Below are 17,151 nucleotides of genomic sequence, written 5' to 3'. Positions count from 1 at the left end.
GGCGGACCGCTCCGGGCCGGTGCCGTGGCACCGGCCCGGAGCGGATCAGCCATACCGCGGGACCGCGGAATGATCGCGTCGTCGCCGGGGATCGCGGGCGGGGATCACATTTTGCGCAGGACCGCCACCACGCGCCCGAGAATGGTCGCGTCGTCGCCGGGGATCGGGTCGTACGCCGGGTTGTGCGGCATCAGCCAGACCTTGTCGTCGCGGCGCTTGAGCGTCTTCACGGTGGCCTCACCGTCGATCATCGCCGCGACGATGTCGCCGTTCTCCGCGACGGGCTGCTGGCGCACCACGACCCAGTCGCCGTCGGCGATGGCCGCCTCGATCATCGAGTCACCGGTGACGTTGAGCAGGAAGTGGGTGCCCTCGCCGACGAGCTGCCGCGGCAGCGCGAAGACGTCCTCCACGGCCTCCTCGGCGAGGATCGGACCACCCGCGGCGATGCGCCCGACAAGGGGGACGTACGCGGGGGCCGGCCGCGTGGGAGCCTCGTGGCCGTTGGTGACCTCGTAGGACTCGCCGTCGGTCTCGGCGGCGACCGCCGGAGATCCGGGCATGCGGACGACGACCGCGCGCGGCCGGTTCGGGTCGCGCAGCAGGAAGCCCTTGCGCTGCAGGGTCCGGAGCTGGTGGGACACGCTCGAGGTGCTGGTCAGGCCGACCGCCTCGCCGATCTCCCGCATCGACGGGGGATATCCGCGCCGCTGCACCGAGTCCCTGATCACTTCCAGCACCTTGCGCTGGCGGACCGTCAGGCCGCTCTCGTCGCCTGGGCCGTCCGGCATTTCCCGAACCTTGCTCATGGTGTCTCCGATGGATGTCTTCCCGGTGACGCGTCGCCGCCGGTATTCCGGTCCCGTAGTGGGACGTTATCGCTTCTGCGGTAAATGATCAAACAGGTGTTCGAAAAATGTGGAATTTTGCGGTCCGGGGTAAGTCGCGTTTAGTTCGCACACACGTTCGATGATAATTCCCGCGCCGGGTTCGCGGAAGGCGGGCCCCATTGTGCGCGCGTCCTTGTCGCCTCATCGTGATCGACGCCCTCGCGCGGCGGCCGCGAAGGGGGTGCCCGCCGACACGGCGCCGACACGCCCGTGGCAGGCTGAAGGGGTCCGGGACCGGGGCCCGCGCGGCCGTCTCCCGCATGTGACCGACCTCACCCCTGATGGCTGCAGGCGGCGTTTCCGCAGGTGATTAGGGTGTCCCGGGTCGATGCGACCGGTCGCCGCCTGCATCGGAGGGGGGCGACACGCCGACGGGGACGGCGGATCGCCACGTGAGCGGCCTCTTCTCGCCGGGTGCCCCATGCAGGTTGCGATGCACCCGGCCGGGCTCTACGGTTAACCCCAACATCTAGTAGTTACATAGATGTAGTTCACCATAGGTTGTGGTTACGAGGTGAGGTTCGCGCGGTTCGCGCGTGACCCGCTGTCAGGGGGAGGAGTCCGGAGCCGTGCACTGCCCGTTCTGCCGACACACCGACAGCAGGGTCATCGACAGCCGGACGACCGACGACGGGGCCGCCATCCGGCGGCGACGTTCGTGCCCGGAGTGCGGCCGCCGCTTCACCACCCAGGAGACGGTGCTCATGATGGTCGCCAAGCGCAGTGGCGTGACCGAGCCGTTCTCCCGGGACAAGATCATTGCCGGAGTGCGCCGGGCGTGTCAGGGCCGTCCCGTCAACGAGGACGCCCTCGCCATGCTCGGCCAGCGGGTCGAGGAGGCGATCCGGGCGACCGGGAACGCCGAGATCCCCTCGCACCAGATCGGGCTGGCGATCCTCGGCCCGCTCCGTGAACTCGACGAGGTCGCGTACCTGCGATTCGCCTCCGTCTACCGGGGGTTCGAGACGCTCGACGACTTCGCCAAGGAAATCGAATCGCTGCGCGCGGCGTCCGGCGGCGACGCCCGTTCCTAGGGCGGCGCCCGGACCGCGGGCTGTACGGGTAATCCTGGAAGTGGGCCTGGTGTGCCCGAGAAGGGGAATGTCATGACGGAGACGGTGAGCGGCTCAGCCCGGCGGGGCAAGGCGGGTCGCAAGGGCCTGAAGATGGAGCGCATCTTCACACGGCCGGGCGTCCACCCGTACGACGACGTCCGGTGGGAGCGGCGCGACGTCGTCATGACCAACTGGCGCGACGGGTCGGTGAACTTCGAGCAGAAGGGCGTCGAGTTCCCCGCCACCTGGTCCGTGAACGCGGTCAACATCGTCACCTCGAAGTACTTCCGCGGCGCCGTCGGCACGCCGCAGCGGGAGTCGAGCCTGAAGCAGCTGGTCGACCGGGTCGTCGGCGTCTACACCGAGACCGGCCGCAAGCACGGCTACTTCGCCTCCGAGGAGGACGCCGAGATCTTCGACCACGAGCTGAAGCACGCTCTGGTCAACCAGATCTTCAGCTTCAACTCGCCGGTCTGGTTCAACGTCGGCACCGCCTCTCCGCAGCAGGTCAGCGCCTGCTTCATCCTGTCCGTGGACGACACGATGGAGTCGATCCTGGACTGGTACAAGGAAGAGGGCGTGATCTTCAAGGGCGGCTCGGGCTCGGGGGTCAACCTGTCCCGCATCCGCTCCAGCAAGGAGCTGCTGTCCTCTGGCGGCACCGCGAGCGGGCCGGTGTCGTTCATGCGCGGCGCCGACGCCTCCGCGGGGACGATCAAGTCCGGCGGCGCGACCCGCCGGGCGGCGAAGATGGTCGTCCTCGACGTAGACCACCCGGACGTCGAGGAGTTCATCGAGACCAAGGCGCGCGAAGAGGACAAGATCCGCGCCCTGCGCGACGCCGGCTTCGACATGGACCTGGGCGGCAGGGACATCGTCAGCGTCCAGTACCAGAACGCCAACAACTCCGTCCGCGTCTCCGACGAGTTCATGCGCGCGGTGGAGTCCGGCGACTCCTTCGGCCTGCGCGCCCGCCGTACCGGCGAGGTCATCGGCAAGGTCGACGCCAAGGGCCTGTTCCGCAAGCTCGCCCAGGCGGCCTGGGAGTGCGCGGACCCGGGCATCCAGTACGACGACACGATCAACGACTGGCACACCAACCCCGAGACCGGGCGCATCACGGCGAGCAACCCGTGCTCGGAGTACATGAGCCTGGACAACTCGTCCTGCAACCTCGCCAGCATCAACCTGCTGAAGTTCCTGACCGACGACAACGCGTTCGACGTCGAGCGGTTCGTGCGGCTCAGCGAGCTGATCATCACCGCGATGGACATCTCCATCACATTCGCGGACTTCCCGACCGAGAAGATCGGCGAGACGACGCGCGCGTACCGCCAGCTCGGCATCGGCTACGCCAACCTCGGCGCGCTGCTGATGGCGACCGGCCACGCGTACGACTCCGAGGGCGGCCGCTCGATCGCCGCGGCGATCACCTCGCTGATGACCGGCGTGGCCTACCGCCGCTCCGCCGAGCTGGCCGGCGCCGTCGGCACGTACGACGGGTACGCCCGCAACGCGGAGGCGCACCAGCGCGTCATGCGCAAGCACGCGGTCGCCAACGACGAGATCCGCACGCTCGACGCGATGGACAAGGCCATCCACAGCGAGGCCACCCGGCAGTGGCGGCAGTGCCTCAAGGTCGGCGAGAAGAACGGCTACCGCAACGCCCAGGCGTCGCTGCTGGCGCCCACCGGCACGATCGGCCTCATGATGGACTGCGACACGACGGGCATCGAGCCCGACCTGGCGCTGGTCAAGTACAAGAAGCTGGTCGGCGGCGGCTCGATGCAGATCGTCAACAACACCGTCCCGCGCGCCCTGAAGAAGCTCGGCTACCAGCAGGAGCAGATCGAGGCGATCGTCGAGTACATCGCCGAGCACGGCCACGTCGTCGACGCGCCCGGCCTGCGCCAGGAGCACTACGAGGTCTTCGACTGCGCGATGGGCGAGCGGGCGATCAGCCCGATGGGCCACGTGCGGATGATGGCCGCGGTGCAGCCGTTCCTGTCCGGCGCGATCTCCAAGACCGTGAACATGCCGGAGCAGGCCACGGTCGAGGACGTCGAGAAGATCTACTTCGAGGGCTGGAAGCTCGGCCTCAAGGCCCTGGCGATCTACCGCGACAACTGCAAGGTCGGCCAGCCGCTGTCGGTGGCCAAGAAGAAGACCGAGGAGAAGGTCGAGGAGGCGCCGGCCCCGGCACCGGTGGTCGAGCGCGGCCCGGTGCGGACCCGCCTGCCCAAGCAGCGGACCGCGACCGTCACCCGGTTCTCCGTCGGCGGCGCCGAGGGCTACATGACCGCCTCCTGCTACCCGGACAACGGGCTCGGCGAGGTGTTCCTCAAGCTCGGCAAGCAGGGCTCCACGCTCGCCGGGGTCATGGACGCCTTCTCGATGGCGATCTCCATCAGCCTCCAGTACGGCGTGCCGCTGGAGACCTGGGTGGAGAAGTTCACCAACATGCGGTTCGAGCCGGCCGGCATGACCGACGACCCGGACATCCGGATGGCGACCTCGATGATGGACTACATCTTCCGTCGTCTCGCCCTCGACCACCTGCCGTACGAGACGCGCGCCGAGCTGGGGATCTTCTCCGCCGAGGAGCGCACGGCGCAGGCGGCGGGCCAGGACCCGGCCACGCTGCACGCCGAGGAGGACGTCGAGCGCGAGTCGCTGGCCCAGTCGGTGCCGGTCGAGCAGCCGAAGGCCAAGGAGGCGGAGCCGCTCGAGGCGGCGCACTCCTCGACCGAGCTGATCGAGAGCCACCAGGGCCGTACGGCGGACGCGCCGCTGTGCCTGACCTGCGGCACGAAGATGCGCCCGGCCGGCAGCTGCTACGTCTGCGAGGGCTGCGGCTCCACCAGCGGCTGCAGCTGAGAACGAGCGAACCTTCAACCGCTGAACGGCTCAGCCTGATCGGTTCCGGCTGAACCGCGAAAGGGGAACCGACCATGGTCGGTTCCCCTTTCGGCATGTCAGATTAAGATCAATTATGGCTTTGACGGTGGATGACGTCGACCGGTTCGAGCTGGCGAGGCCCCGTCTGGGGGCCATCGCCTACCGTCTCCTCGGCTCCGCACACGAGGCAGAGGACGTCGTGCAGGAGACGTTCTTGCGCTGGCAGGCCGCCGACGTCGACCGCGTCGAGGTCCCTGAGGCCTGGCTGACGAAGGTACTCACCAACCTGTGCCTCAACCAGCTCGCCTCCGCTCGGGCACGCCGCGAGACCTACGTGGGCCGATGGCTTCCCGAGCCGCTGCTCGCGGGGGACCCGATGATCGGCCCGGCCGACACCGCCGAGCAGCGCGAGTCGGTGTCCTACGCGGTCCTCACCCTCATGGAGCGCCTGTCCCCCAGCGAACGGGCCGTTTACGTGCTGCGGGAGGCCTTCGACTACCCGCACCGGGAGATCGCCGAGATCCTCGGCATCACCGAGGCCGCCAGCCAGCAGATCTTTCACCGTGCCAAGAAGCATGTCGCGTCAGGCAAGGCCCGCAGCGAAGTCGACGAGGCCGCCGCCCATCGGATCGTCGAGGAGTTCCTCGCGGCCGCCACCAGCGGCCGCACCGATGAGCTCGTACGCCTGCTCACCGAGGACGCCATCGCCATCGGCGATGGCGGAGGGAAGGTCCCGGCACGCACCAGGGCGTTCGAGGGAGCCGTCGCGGTCGCGAAGTTCGTGGGGACCCTGGTCAAGCCGGCCGAGGCCAAGCGCGCCATCGTCGGCGGCTCGTCCGAGATATACGCCTGGGCCGCCAACGGCGAACCCGCCGTTGTGGCCGTCGTGGAAGGCCGGGTCGTCGCCATCATGTGCCTGGAGGTCACAGCGGAGGGCATCACCGCCTGCCGTACCCAGGCGAACCCCGACAAGCTCGAACGCGCGACCGAGCAATGGGCGGCGGCCGACCATGGGGAGCCCCTGCTTGTGATGTGACGCGCATCACGTCCGGCTTCTGTCAGCAATCGGCGGGCCATCCGGTTCAAGTGGCGAAACCGAACCGGGAGGAAGGGAGCCGACGATGCGAGTGCTGGTGGCGGGAGCGACCGGAGCGATGGGCACGGAACTGGTGCCCCGTCTGGTCGACGCGGGACACGAGGTGTTCGCCATGGTCCGCAGCGATTCCGGCAGGGCCAGGGCGGCGCGGCTGGGCGCGGTGCCGGTCATCGCCGATGCGCTCGATCGCGCCCAGGTCGAGGCGGCCGTGCGCGAGGCGGCCCCAGAGGTGATCGTCAATCAGCTGACCGCCATCGGGCACATCGACACCCGCCATTTCGAACGCAGCTTCGCCGCCACCGACCGGCTGCGGATCGAGGGCACCGACAACCTGCTCGCGGCCGCGCGCGCCACCGGGGTACGACGGTTCGTCGCCCAGAGCAACGGCGCGTTCACCTACGCGCGGACCGGCGGGCCGGTCAAGACCGAACAGGATCCCTTGGACTCATCGCCGGTCGCCCCGATGGCCTCGATGATCGCCGCGGTCGAGCACTTGGAGAAGGCCGTGCTGGGCGCCGCCTGGACCGAGGGGATCGTGCTGCGCTACGGCGCGTTCTACGGACCCGGCACCTCCATGGCGCCGGGCTCCGAGCAGCTCGAGATGATCCGCAAGCGCAAGTTCCCGGTCGTCGGCGACGGCGGCGGGGTCTGGTCGTTCGTCCACATCGCCGACGCCGCCGAGGCCACGGTCGCAGCGGTGGAGAACGGCGGCCGCGGTGTCTACAACATCGTCGATGACGACCCCGCCCCGGTCGCCGAGTGGCTGCCGGAACTGGCGGCGATGATGGGCGCCAAGAAACCGATGCGCGTACCGCGGTTCATCGGGCGGCTGGCCGCCGGACCGGCCGGCGTCGTGCTCATGACCGAACTGCGTGGCGCATCCAACGCCAAGGCCAAGCGTGAACTGGGCTGGCGCCCGGCACACCCCACCTGGCGCCAGGGCCTCCAGGTCGTGACGTGACCTGCTGAGCGTCATCCCATCATCCAAGCGCGATGCTCCGGTCAGGAACCGTCGGGCTCGGCCGTGATGAGGTGCTTGAGCAGCGTCTCGCTGATGGCCCCGAGCTGCTGGACCTGTTCGGGGGAGAGCAGGTCGATCAGGTGGGCTCGGACGCTCTCGACATGACGCGGCGCGGCGGCGTGGAGGGCGGCCAGACCGTCATCGGTGAGCACGGCGAGCCAGCCGCGCAGGGCGCCGCGGCCGTCGGGCGAGGTCCTCGCCGGGATCGCGAGCGCGTTGCGGCTCACGGACGCCGAGTCCGACCACCTGCACCTTCTCGCCGGCACCGCGCCGAGCCGTACCGGACTGCACCGGCGCGACGTCCGCCCGAGCATCCTCGCGCTCCTCGAGCGGCTGCCGCAGACGGCCGGCTTCGTGATCTCCGCCACGTTCGAGGTCCTCGCCTGGAACGACCTCGCGGCCGCGCTCATGGAGGACTTCGCCCCGCTCACGTCCTCGGAGCCGAGTACGTCGATGCGAGCCGGCCGCGCTGACGGAGCGAGGGACGCCGCGCCGAGTTCCACGATCGTCGTGACCCCCGTGTGACGGGACGCCGCCGGCGCGTCTCGGGATTTCCGCTCGCGGTTGGCCTCGCTGTGGCGGGCGTCACAGCGGTGCCATGTCACGGATGGGCGGGCAGCCTCCATCTCCTGATCGCCAACGCAGATGGAGGAAGGCGGAACGATGAGCGACCACCACGAAGCCGGCGCGGGGACCGCACACCGCGTGCTGATCCTGGGGGCGGGGTACGCGGGGCTGTCGGCGGCGATCCAGCTCGCGGCCCGCGTCAGGCGGCGCGGGGACGTGGAGGTGACCTTGGTGAACGCGCAGGAGCGGTTCACCGAGCGCCTGCGGCTGCACATGACGGCGACCGGGCGGCCGACGGCGGAGCTGAGCATCCCGGAGCTGCTGGAGGGGACGGGCGCGCGGTTCGTACGAGGCTGGGTGACGGCGGTCGACCTGGAGGCGAGGACCGTACGGATCGACGACGAACGCGTCCTGTCCTACGACACGCTCGTGTACGGCCTGGGCGGCGTGGCCGACACGGCGGCGGTTCCAGGGGTGGAGGGTCACGCGTACACCCTGGACGGCGCGCAGAACGCCGAGGTCCTGGCGGGCCGGCTGGAAGGGCTGGGCGGCGGCACGGTGGTGGTCGCCGGCAGCGGGCTGACCGGCGTCGAGTCGGCCGCGGAGATCGCGGAGCGGTACCCGGAGCTGAACGTCGTGCTGCTGGGCAGGCGGGAACCCGGCGCGTCCATGAACCCGAAGGCCCGCGCCTACCTGCGGTCCGCGCTCGACCGCCTGGGCGTGACGGTGCGCGGCGGGGTCGAGGTGACGAAGGTGCTGCCCGACGCGGTCGAACTGGCCGGCGGGGAGACCGTGCCGGCCGACGTGGTCCTGTGGACGAGCGGTACGCGGGTGTCGCCGCTGGCGGCCGCGGCCGGGCTGACCGTCGATGAGCGCGGCCGTGTCGTCACTGACGCCGCGCTGCGGTCGGTGTCGCACCCGGAGGTGTTCGCGGTGGGCGACGCCGCCGCGATCCGCCAGGGCTACGGCGTCATGCACGGCACCTGCCAGAGCGGCATGCCGACCGGTGTGCACGCCGCGGTGTCCATCCTCCGCGTGCTGAAGGGCAGGCGGCCCAGGCCGTTCCGCTTCGGCTACTACCACACGCCGGTGAGCCTGGGCCGGAAGGACGCGGTCGTGCAGTTCACCCGTCCCGACGACAGCCCGCGGCGGTTCTACCTGACCGGCCGCCTCGCGGCCCGTTATAAGGAGACGGTGACCGCATCCCCCTGGCCCACCTGGACCCGCATGAAGAAGATGCCCGCCTCCGGGGCGTTCTGGCCCCGCGGCGGCCGTTTCACCCGCGTACGGGAGGCGCGGTGACCCAGTCCTTCCCGGACCTCGACCAGCAGGTGTTCCACCAGCACCGCAACCTGCTGTTCTCGGTGGCCTACCGCATCCTCGGCACCGCGGCCGACGCCGAGGACGCGGTCCAGGACGCCTGGATCAAGTGGTCGGCGGCCGATCGCTCGCTGGTGGCCGACCCCAAGGCGTACCTGGCGCGGATCGTGGCGAATCTGGCGCTGGAACGGCTGCGCTCCACCCGGTACCAGCGGGAGACCTATGTGGGGCCGTGGCTCCCGGAGCCCGTCCTCACCGACGCCGACACCGCCGACACCGTCGCGGACGCCGACTCGGTGTCCATGGCGATGCTGGTCGTGCTGGAGACGCTGAGCCCGCTCGAGCGCGCCGTGTTCGTGCTCAAGGAGGTCTTCGGCTTCAGTCACGCCGAGATCGCCGAGGCGGTGGAACGCTCCGAGGCCGCGGTACGGCAGGCCGCGCACCGCGCCCGCGAGCACGTGCAGGCCCGGCGGCCACGTTTCGCCGCGGACCGCGCGCGGCAGCGGGAGGTCACCGAGCGGTTCCTGGCCGCCGCGACCGGCGGTGACGTCAACGCCCTGATGGAACTCCTCTCCCCGGACGTCACGCTGTGGACCGACGGGGGCGGCAAGGTCCGTCAGGCGCTGCGCCCGGTCGTCGGCGCGGCGACGGTGGCGGCCTGGTTCGCGGCCATCGGCACCGTCCCCTACCAGGGCGTCGAACCCGCCGACATGCGCGTCGACCTCGTCGAGATCAACGGGGAGCCGGGCATGGTCTTCAGCGGTCCGGGCCGCGTGATCGCGACCGTCACCGTCGAACTCGACGCCGATGGTCGCATCATCACCGTCCACAACGTGGCCAACCCGGACAAGCTCCAGGCCATCGCCGACGGCACCGCCCGCAGTCTCGGCACGCGGTAGGGGATCCGAGCCGAGGCGTGACCGGCGCTCAGGTCACTCGGGGTCGATGATCTCGTCCTCCGGCAGGCTGGACAGGGTCCGCAGGGCCCGGAGGAAGGCGGCGCGGTCGGCGGCCGGAAGCCGGGCGAGCAGGCGGGCCTCCCGCTCCCTGATGCCGGCCTGGGCCGAGTCCCGCAGCCGCCGTCCCTCGGCGGTGAGCGAGAGCAGCCGGACCCGCCGGTCGCCGGGGTCGGGCCGGCGCTCGATGAGCCCGCGCTCCTGGAGGCCGTCGAGCACGCCGATGATGCGCGTCTTGTCGGCGCCGATGGCCTGCGCCAGCGCGTTCTGCGTACGGACGGGCTCCTCGCCCAGGGCCAGCAGCACGGAGTACGCCCACATGGACAGGCCGTGGGCGCGCAGCACCGGCGACTCGGCCGCCATCAGCGCCCGGCCCAGCGGCACGATCATCGCCGCCAGGTCGCGCCGTCCGTCATCGGCCGTCCCGTCGTCCAGCGCCCTGCTCTGTGCCATCCCATGAAAATACGACGTCTCAAAACATAAGCATGGACAGATGATAAGCAGACTGCTTATCATCTGCCCATGCAGATCATTGATCTTCGCCCGGCGGACGAGCGGGCGGTGCGCCAGAGCGTCGAGGTGGTGGCGAAGGCGGGCCGCGACGACCTCGGCCGCCCCACGCCGTGCTCGGCCTGGACGCTCGGCGACCTGCTCGCCCACATGACCGCCCAGCACCGCGGCTTCGCCGCCGCCGCGCGGGGGTGCGGCGGCGACCCCGCGATCTGGCGGCCCCGGCCGCTCGGCGCGGACCCGGCGGCCGCGTACGCCGAGGCGGCCGAGGAGGTCCTGTCCGCCTTCGCCGGGCGGGACGTGCCGGCCCGGGAGTTCGCCCTCCCCGAGATCGGGCCCGGCGTGACGGTCTCCGGCGCCCAGGCGATCGGGTTCCACTTCATCGACTATGTGGTGCACGCCTGGGACGTCGCCCGATCCCTCGGGCTGCCGTACGAACTGGACGACGACCTGGCCGAGGACGCCCTGCGGGTCGCCTCGGCCGTGCCCGGCGGGGAGTACCGGACCCGGCCGGGCGCCTCCTTCGGTCCGGAGCTGCCCGAGCCCGGGAATCCGTCCCCTCTCGACCGGATCCTGACGGCACTCGGTCGCTCCCCGAACTGGCCCGACGGCGCCTGAGAGGGGCGCGGACGCGGGGATCAGTGCGCGACGGTGACGACGATCTTGCCGAACTGGGCGTTGGACTCCAGGTAACGATGGGCCTCGACGATCTCGTTCAGGTCGAACGTGCGGTCCACGACGGGCCGGAAGGCGCCCGAGCGGAGCCCCGACGCCACGAACGCCTCCGCCCGGCGCAGCCGCTCGGGCCGGCGCGTCGTCTCGTGCAGGGTGTAGGTGCGCATGCTGAGCGCGGGCATGCCCAGCTCGATCCCCGGGAAGGGCGTCGGCTCACCGCTCAGCGCGCCGTACACCAGGAGCGTGCCGTCGTCGGCGACCACCTTGGCCAGGTCCGTCACGCCGGGTCCGGCGACGGCGTCGAACACGAACTCGGCGCCCCGGCCGCCGGTCGCCGCCAGGACCCGCTCGACGACGTCCTCGGACTCGGTGACGACCACGTCCGCCGCGCCCTGCTTCAGCAGCGCCTCCTTCTTGGCGGCGGTGCGGGTCAGGGCGATCGGCGTGGCGCCGACCCGGTCGGCGACCTGGATCGTGGCCAGCCCCACGCTGCTGGACGCCGCGGTCAGCACGACCGTGTCCCCGGGCCGCATCCCGCCGACCTCCACCAGCGCGCCGTAGGCCGTGACGTACGGCATCCACACCGCCGCGCCGTCGACGGCGCCGAGGCCCTCCGGACGGCGCACCACCGCCCGTGCCGGCACGATCGCCCGCTCGGCATAGACGCCGTAGTCGTTCTGTGAGAACGCGGGCACGGTGCTGACCGACTGCCCCACTCGGAGCCCGGTGACGTCCGCGCCGATCGCCTCGACCACGCCGGCGGCCTCGGTGCCCAGCCTGGCGGGGAACCGCTTCACCTCCTCGATGTAGCGGCCGGACCGGAACAGCGCCTCGGCCCTGTTCAGGCCGATCGCGTCCACCCGGATCCGTACCTCGCCCGGGCCCGGCTCGCCGACCTCCACGTCCTCCAGCCGTAGCACCTCGGGGCCGCCGAGCTCGTGAAACCGCACCGTCCTGGCCATCGCTTCGTCCTTTCGCGGAGTCGTGATGATCAACTCAAGCGCGAAAGTACGACTGCTGTCAAACTTTGATGAAAATCGTAGTTTGATCCGCGTCGTACGATGGGGTCATGAGCGCCGACCGCATCCCGCCGCACCCCGACGTGCGGACGGTACCGCTGCAGCGGGTCCTCGAGGCCCTGGTCGATCCGGTGCGACGGAGCATCGTCACGCAGTTGTGCGACACCGCCGGCGATCTCAAGTGCGGAGGGTTCGACATTCCCGTGAGCAACTCCACGGCCACGCACCATTTCCGGATCCTGCGCGAGGCCGGGCTCATCCGGCAGTACTACGTCGGCACCTCGCGGATGAACGCCCTCAGGCGCGACGAGTTCGACGACGTCTTCCCCGGCCTGCTCGACGCCGTCGTGTCCGCGGACCGGAAGTCCTCCCGGGCCGCCGCCACGGCCTGACCGCGGCCGTTCCGCCGTCCACCGGCGGCGGAACGCCCGCGGTCGTAACGTTTCAGTGACCTGACGGACGCCGCAGTGCGCGATCAGTACCTTGTTGCGCTACCAGCTTCCCGAAAGAAAGGTCAGATCGTGGCTATCCGCGACAAATTGCGGGCGAACGCGGCTCCCCTCCTTCAGCCGGGGGAGAACGTCCAAGCGGTCTTCTGCGGCCAGACGACGAGTCAGTACTTCGCGCTGATCTCGGTGTGGATCATCATCTTCACGAACGCCTACCGCGTGGTGGTGGTCACGGATCGGCGGATCCTGATCTGCCGGTCCGGGCGGTTCCGGATGACCCCGGTGAAGGAGATCATCCGGGAGCTGCCGCGTGCCACGCGGATCGGCCCGGCGAGCGGCCTGTGGTGGCGTTCGGAGTCCCTCGGCGAGCGGCTGTACGTCCACAAGCGGTTCCACAAGGACGTGGCCGCGGCGGACGGCCAGGCGCTCGCGGCCTGAGACGCCGTCCTTCCCCGGGCGGCCAGGCGCTCGCGGCTTGAGACGCCGTCCTTCCCCGGACGGGCCGCGTCCCGCCGGCCCGTCCGGGGATGTCACGAACGGGGGACCTCTACCTGTCGGACGCCGGGGGCAGGTGGCGGTCGAGGAAGTCCACCAGAGTGCGGGTGAGCCGTACGCGGTGGTCCGACAGGCCGTGGTCGGTCGGGAGGACGTGTTCGTCGAGACGCGCGACCGGGTGGTCCCGGTAGGCGCGCGCGACCGGCTCGTGGTGGATCGGGGCGGGTGTCACGTCGTCGCGGCCGGTGCCGACGAGCAGCACGGCACGGTCCGCCAGCCGCGGGGCCAGCCCGGCGAGACTCCACGAGTCGCCCGCCGCCTCCATCTCGGCGAGCAGGGCCTCGGCGCTGGTGCCGCGGAGCGGGGCGAGGTCGCCGAACAGCTCCAGGTACGACGCGCGCCGCGCCGGATCGGCCCGGCAGGCCGCGGCCGCCCGTCCGAAGTCGAATCCGGCCACCGAGGCCACCGCGGCGATCGACGGGTCCGCCGCGGCGGTCATCAGCGCGGCGAAGCCGCCGGCGCTGTGCCCGACCACCGCGAGGCGTTCCCGGTCCAGCCGGTGGGCGGCCGCGAACCCCGGCTCGCGTACGGCCGTGGTGACCCGCGCGGCGTCCTCGAGCACATGCGCCCAGGACCACGAACCGCCCATTCCCCACGAGCCCCGGTAGTGGAAGACCAGGGCGGCGTGACCGGCCCGGCGCAGCGCCTGCGCCAGGTCGAAGTTGCGCTCGTAGCCGGGGAAACCGTGCAGGAGCACGGCCACCGGGTGCGGCCCCGGCCCGGCGGGAACGTGCAGCACGCCGAGCAGCGTCTCGCTCCCGCTCTCGAAGGACACCGCGGGCGTGCTCGCGGGCGGCGTCAGGTCCGGATCGGGGTCGGTGACGAGGGGATCGAAAGCGCTCACGCTGCCTCCGCGAGGTCGAAGGGGCCGGCGCGAGCCTAACAGAGATCGAACCGATCGGTACGTTCCGATCGCGCGTCCGAGACGGCTCCGCCGGGGACGGGCGGCCCGCCCCCGGCGGAGCGTTCTCAGCCGTGGGACAGGCAGGTGCTCGGGGTGGCGTGGGCGGGGTCGAGGGCGTTCTCGACCTCGTGCAGGGCGACGGGGTCGAACGCGATCGCCACGTGCTCGGAGACGTCGGTCGGGCAGAGGTTCTGCAGGAGGACGTTGTGGACGCCGGATCCGCTGAGGAACTGCGTGGCGTACGGCGTGACGACCTCGTCGTACCGGCTGGAGATCACCGTGTAGGAGACGCCGGGGACCGTGTCGCCGCCGGCGTTCAGCTTCGTCAGCAGGCTGGAGCCGACGACCTGGTCGACGCAGGCCGGGCAGCCGGCGTTCAGCAGGTCGAGCGCGCCGGGGAAGGACGCGGCGAGGGCGGCGAGGCCGTCGAGGGTCGTCCCGTGGTTCGAGGGGGCCAGTCCGACGAGCGTGTGGACCTTGGTGGTGCCGCCGAGGAACTTCAGGTAGTAGCGCGGCATCATGCCGCCCTGGGAGTGCCCGACGAGGTCGGCCTGGGCGGCGTTCGTCGCGGCGAGGACGCCGGTGACGAACGTCGCGAGCTGGCCCGCCGAGCTCGCCACCGGGGCGACGGCGCGCAGGACCGGGACGCCCGGCACCTCGCCATAGGTGAGGGCGAAGACGCAGTAGCCGCGTGCGGCGAGGGCTGGCGCGACGGTGAGCCAGTTGACGCTGCCGTTGGCGAAGGTGCCGTGGACGAGGACCACCGGCCGCGGGTGGGCCGCGGAGGGGCGGCACGACCAGTCGTTCGCGCCGGGGACGCCCGGGGCGGCGAGCGCCTTGGCGGCCTCGATCGGATCGGCGGCGTGCGCGGGGGCGGCCAGGCCGGTGACCAGGACGGAGGACAGGGCCGCCGCGGCGGCGAGGCGGAGCGTGCGAAGGAGGCGGGGGCGATGGGGCACGGTTCCCTCCGGAGGGGGTGGCGGGGGAGTGCCGTTGTGAACCGCGTCACGTAACCAGGCACTTATGGAGGAAGTTACCTGCGGGTTAACTTCCTGACCAGTGCGCAACAAATAACGGTCAAATAACGAATACCGGTCAGTAAGCGGCGGGACGCCGGAAGGGTTCCCGGCGTCCCGCCGTCGTCACGAACGCGCCCGCCGTCCGCACGAACGCCCGTCAGGCCGAGGAGACGTCCAGCGCGGTGCCGTACAGGCGATCGACACGCAGGCGGATCACCAGCCGCCGGTCGGCCACCATCTGCTCCAGGAAGGCCGCCCGCTCGCCGGCGTTCTCGAACGGCGGGACCATGGCGAGCAGTTCGAGCCCCGCCGGGTCGCCGGGCGTGGTCGTGACCGGGGAGAGTTCGGCGGTCCCCTCGGCGACGGCGAACGACCAGTGATCCTCGCTGGCGACGTACAGGGCGCTCCGCGGGTCCTTGCGCAGGTGGCGGACCTTCAGCCGGTCGGCCGTCGTGCTGATCCGGGCGACGCGCTCCCGCTCGTCCCATGCGTACAGGACGGTCGACAGATGCGGGTGGCCGCTGCTCTTGTTCGTGGCCAGTGCTCCGAACCGGTGGTCGGCCAGGAATCGTACGAGGGCCTCGTCGGACAGACCGACCGGGGCCGGGCCCGATCCGGGGGTGTTCTCGGTGTCGCTCATCGAATCCTGCTCTCAGTGGATGGGGGCGGCGGCGGTGGACGCCTCGTCCGCCGGCTCGGGGGCGGACGCGTCGTCCGGCGCGGTGCCGTGGGCCGCCTCGTCGCCGGTGGGTGCGGCCGTCGTGTCGCGCGGCCGCCGCAGTACGGTCAGGGCGAGCACGAAGGCGGCGGTGAGCAGGCCCGCGCCGACGCCGAACGCCAGGTGGAACCCGCCGGTGAGCGCGGTCGCCCGGTCGTGCCCGTGCGCCGCCAGGGCGGTGGTCCGCGCGGTCGCCAACGTGGACAGCACCGCGACGCCGAGCGCGCCGCCGACCTGCTGGGCCGTGCTGAACAGCCCGGAGGCCACGCCCGCGTCGTCCGGCCGCGCCCCCGACATGCCGAGGCCGGTCACCGCCGAGATCGCCAGGCCGAACCCGCCCGCGAGCAGCATCGTCGGCAGCAGGTCCACCGCGTAGTCGGCGCGCGCGGGCAGCCGGGTCAGCAGCAGGAGGGCCGCGACCAGGGACGCCAGGCCGGTCAGCAGCACGAGCCGCTCGCCGAACCGCGCGATCAGCCGGGCCGACAGCAGGAGCGACACGGCCGCGATCGCGCCGGCCGCCGGCAGCATCGCCAGGCCGGTGCCCAGCGCGCCGTAGCCGAGCACGTTCTGGGCGTACAGCGCGATGAGGATCTGGAACCCGAACAGGGCCGAGACCATCAGGACCTGGATGAGGTTGGCGCCCGAGACGTTGCGCGACCGGAACATCCGCAGGGGCAGCAGGGGAGTGGCCGCCCTGGCCTGGCGCAGGACGAACGCGGCGAGCAGGGCGACGGACGCCGCGCCGAGAGCGAGCGTCGAGGGGGAGGTCCAGCCGTGGCGGCCCGTCCAGACGATCGTGTAGACGGTGAGCATCAGCCCGCCGGTGACCAGGAGCGCGCCGAGGGCGTCGGCGCCCGCCGCGAGCCCGGGGCCGCGCTCGGCCGGCAGCGTCCGCACCGTCAGGACCAGCGTCGCCACGCCGATCGGCAGGTTGATGAAGAAGATCCAGTGCCAGTTGATCGCCTCGGTGAGGACCCCGCCGAGGACCTGGCCGATCGACGCGCCCGCGGCCCCGACGAAGCTGAACGCGCCGATCGCCGTGCCGCGTTCACGCGGTTCGGGGAAGAGCGTGACGATCATCCCGAGGCTCACGGCCGAGGTCAGCGCGCCGCCGACGCCCTGCGCGAACCGCGCGGCGATCAGTGTCTCCTGGCCGGTCGCGAGGCCGCACAGCAGCGAGGCCGCGGTGAACACGGTCAGGCCGGCGACGAACACCCGCTTGCGGCCGATCAGGTCACCGAGCCGGCCGGCCAGCAGGAGCAGGCCGCCGAAAGCGATCATGTAGGCGTTGACGGTCCAGGTGAGGTTCGCGGGAGAGAAGCGCAGGTCCCGCTGGATGGCCGGCAGCGCGACCGTCACGATGCTGCCGTCCAGGATGATCATCAGGCTTCCGGCGCACAGCGCGACGAGCGCCGCCGTACGCGATCGGACAAGGGGTGAGGTCATGAGCGTCTCCCGGTGCGGGGGTGGGCAACCGAGATAGGACGCTAGCAAATGGT

Annotated in this window: 18 protein-coding genes; 10 read left to right on the top strand and 8 right to left on the bottom strand. The window is 71.3% G+C overall.

Features of this window, described 5'->3' with window-relative positions:
* Positions 1-104 precede the first annotated feature (104 nt).
* Positions 105-809, bottom strand: a complete 705-nt coding sequence (lexA, locus tag NE234_RS10420; protein WP_252778691.1) for a transcriptional repressor LexA — start codon at positions 807-809, stop codon at positions 105-107.
* Positions 810-1,459: 650 nt separating this feature from the next.
* On the opposite strand from lexA, the gene nrdR reads away from it, so the two are divergent.
* The 4 genes from nrdR (at position 1,460) to NE234_RS10400 (ending at position 6,900) form a co-directional block, all read left to right on the top strand.
* Entirely contained in the window at positions 1,460-1,924 is a 465-nt protein-coding gene (gene nrdR / locus NE234_RS10415; protein ID WP_252778842.1) for a transcriptional regulator NrdR, read from the top strand.
* Between the two features lie 72 nt (positions 1,925-1,996).
* Positions 1,997-4,822 (top strand): vitamin B12-dependent ribonucleotide reductase, encoded by a 2,826-nt coding sequence (locus NE234_RS10410; RefSeq protein ID WP_252778690.1) that lies wholly within the window; start codon positions 1,997-1,999, stop codon positions 4,820-4,822.
* Between the two features lie 127 nt (positions 4,823-4,949).
* Complete coding sequence (gene sigJ, locus NE234_RS10405) at positions 4,950-5,879, top strand: RNA polymerase sigma factor SigJ (RefSeq protein WP_308206873.1); 930 nt, start codon at positions 4,950-4,952, stop codon at positions 5,877-5,879.
* 85 nt (positions 5,880-5,964) lie between these two features.
* Positions 5,965-6,900 (top strand): NAD-dependent epimerase/dehydratase family protein, encoded by a 936-nt coding sequence (locus tag NE234_RS10400; protein WP_252778688.1) that lies wholly within the window; start codon positions 5,965-5,967, stop codon positions 6,898-6,900.
* Between the two features lie 41 nt (positions 6,901-6,941).
* Here the strand turns inward: NE234_RS10400 and NE234_RS10395 are convergent, their stop codons facing one another.
* Complete coding sequence (locus NE234_RS10395; protein WP_252778687.1) at positions 6,942-7,187, bottom strand: hypothetical protein; 246 nt, start codon at positions 7,185-7,187, stop codon at positions 6,942-6,944.
* Between NE234_RS10395 and NE234_RS10390 the strand changes: the two genes are divergently transcribed.
* The 3 genes from NE234_RS10390 to NE234_RS10380 all read left to right on the top strand — a co-directional run bounded on the left by NE234_RS10390 (position 7,177) and on the right by NE234_RS10380 (position 9,746).
* Positions 7,177-7,485 (top strand): MmyB family transcriptional regulator, encoded by a 309-nt coding sequence (locus tag NE234_RS10390; RefSeq protein ID WP_252778686.1) that lies wholly within the window; start codon positions 7,177-7,179, stop codon positions 7,483-7,485. The two genes, NE234_RS10395 and NE234_RS10390, sit on opposite strands and share 11 nt — an antisense overlap.
* A gap of 138 nt (positions 7,486-7,623) precedes the next feature.
* Positions 7,624-8,829: an NAD(P)/FAD-dependent oxidoreductase gene (locus NE234_RS10385; RefSeq protein ID WP_252778685.1), complete on the top strand. Its 1,206-nt coding sequence runs from the start codon at positions 7,624-7,626 to the stop codon at positions 8,827-8,829.
* A complete protein-coding gene (locus NE234_RS10380) occupies positions 8,826-9,746 on the top strand; it encodes an RNA polymerase sigma-70 factor (RefSeq protein ID WP_252778684.1) in 921 nt (306 codons plus the stop codon). Before NE234_RS10385 ends, NE234_RS10380 begins: the two co-directional genes overlap by 4 nt.
* A 33-nt stretch (positions 9,747-9,779) precedes the next feature.
* On the opposite strand, the gene NE234_RS10375 is transcribed toward NE234_RS10380, so the two are convergent.
* On the bottom strand, positions 9,780-10,256 hold the full coding sequence (locus tag NE234_RS10375) for a MarR family winged helix-turn-helix transcriptional regulator (protein WP_252778683.1): 477 nt from the start codon (positions 10,254-10,256) through the stop codon (positions 9,780-9,782).
* A 69-nt stretch (positions 10,257-10,325) separates the two neighbouring features.
* Here NE234_RS10375 and NE234_RS10370 point away from each other — a divergent pair, with 69 nt between their 5' ends.
* Positions 10,326-10,931 (top strand): TIGR03086 family metal-binding protein, encoded by a 606-nt coding sequence (locus tag NE234_RS10370; RefSeq protein WP_252778682.1) that lies wholly within the window; start codon positions 10,326-10,328, stop codon positions 10,929-10,931.
* Positions 10,932-10,951: 20 nt separating this feature from the next.
* Here the strand turns inward: NE234_RS10370 and NE234_RS10365 are convergent, their stop codons facing one another.
* A complete protein-coding gene (locus NE234_RS10365) occupies positions 10,952-11,950 on the bottom strand; it encodes a zinc-dependent alcohol dehydrogenase family protein (protein ID WP_252778681.1) in 999 nt (332 codons plus the stop codon).
* A 107-nt stretch (positions 11,951-12,057) separates the two neighbouring features.
* Here NE234_RS10365 and NE234_RS10360 point away from each other — a divergent pair, with 107 nt between their 5' ends.
* Both NE234_RS10360 and NE234_RS10355 read left to right on the top strand, forming a co-directional pair.
* Positions 12,058-12,399 carry an ArsR/SmtB family transcription factor gene (locus NE234_RS10360; RefSeq protein ID WP_252778680.1) on the top strand — a complete coding sequence of 114 codons (342 nt, stop codon included), beginning with the start codon at positions 12,058-12,060 and terminating at the stop codon, positions 12,397-12,399.
* Positions 12,400-12,528: 129 nt separating this feature from the next.
* The gene (locus tag NE234_RS10355) at positions 12,529-12,894 is read left to right on the top strand and encodes a PH domain-containing protein (RefSeq protein WP_252778679.1); all 366 of its coding nucleotides are present in this window, start codon (positions 12,529-12,531) and stop codon (positions 12,892-12,894) included.
* 109 nt (positions 12,895-13,003) lie between these two features.
* On the opposite strand, the gene NE234_RS10350 is transcribed toward NE234_RS10355, so the two are convergent.
* From NE234_RS10350 to NE234_RS10335, 4 genes are all read right to left on the bottom strand, one after another.
* On the bottom strand, positions 13,004-13,855 hold the full coding sequence (locus tag NE234_RS10350) for an alpha/beta hydrolase family protein (protein ID WP_252778678.1): 852 nt from the start codon (positions 13,853-13,855) through the stop codon (positions 13,004-13,006).
* Between the two features lie 125 nt (positions 13,856-13,980).
* Entirely contained in the window at positions 13,981-14,874 is an 894-nt protein-coding gene (locus NE234_RS10345) for an esterase/lipase family protein (RefSeq protein ID WP_252778677.1), read from the bottom strand.
* Between the two features lie 217 nt (positions 14,875-15,091).
* Positions 15,092-15,574, bottom strand: a complete 483-nt coding sequence (locus NE234_RS10340) for a TIGR03618 family F420-dependent PPOX class oxidoreductase (RefSeq protein ID WP_252778676.1) — start codon at positions 15,572-15,574, stop codon at positions 15,092-15,094.
* Between the two features lie 12 nt (positions 15,575-15,586).
* Entirely contained in the window at positions 15,587-17,098 is a 1,512-nt protein-coding gene (locus tag NE234_RS10335; protein WP_252778675.1) for an MFS transporter, read from the bottom strand.
* Positions 17,099-17,151: the final 53 nt, after the last annotated feature.

This window comes from Actinoallomurus rhizosphaericola (assembly GCF_024055675.1).
In the GTDB taxonomy this organism is placed as follows: Bacteria; Actinomycetota; Actinomycetes; order Streptosporangiales; family Streptosporangiaceae; genus Actinoallomurus; species Actinoallomurus soli.
This window is presented reverse-complemented; position numbering and strand designations above follow the sequence as displayed.

What these genes read in the sequence shown, in the direction of transcription:
- lexA (WP_252778691.1), bottom strand. Translation starts at nt 809, where the DNA reads ATGAGCAAGGTTCGGGAAATGCCGGACGGCCCAGGCGACGAGAGCGGC.
- NE234_RS10410 (WP_252778690.1), top strand. Translation starts at nt 1,997, where the DNA reads ATGACGGAGACGGTGAGCGGCTCAGCCCGGCGGGGCAAGGCGGGTCGC.
- NE234_RS10400 (WP_252778688.1), top strand. Translation starts at nt 5,965, where the DNA reads ATGCGAGTGCTGGTGGCGGGAGCGACCGGAGCGATGGGCACGGAACTG.
- NE234_RS10385 (WP_252778685.1), top strand. Translation starts at nt 7,624, where the DNA reads ATGAGCGACCACCACGAAGCCGGCGCGGGGACCGCACACCGCGTGCTG.
- NE234_RS10375 (WP_252778683.1), bottom strand. Translation starts at nt 10,256, where the DNA reads ATGGCACAGAGCAGGGCGCTGGACGACGGGACGGCCGATGACGGACGG.
- NE234_RS10370 (WP_252778682.1), top strand. Translation starts at nt 10,326, where the DNA reads ATGCAGATCATTGATCTTCGCCCGGCGGACGAGCGGGCGGTGCGCCAG.
- NE234_RS10365 (WP_252778681.1), bottom strand. Translation starts at nt 11,950, where the DNA reads ATGGCCAGGACGGTGCGGTTTCACGAGCTCGGCGGCCCCGAGGTGCTA.
- NE234_RS10360 (WP_252778680.1), top strand. Translation starts at nt 12,058, where the DNA reads ATGAGCGCCGACCGCATCCCGCCGCACCCCGACGTGCGGACGGTACCG.
- NE234_RS10340 (WP_252778676.1), bottom strand. Translation starts at nt 15,574, where the DNA reads ATGAGCGACACCGAGAACACCCCCGGATCGGGCCCGGCCCCGGTCGGT.
- NE234_RS10335 (WP_252778675.1), bottom strand. Translation starts at nt 17,098, where the DNA reads ATGACCTCACCCCTTGTCCGATCGCGTACGGCGGCGCTCGTCGCGCTG.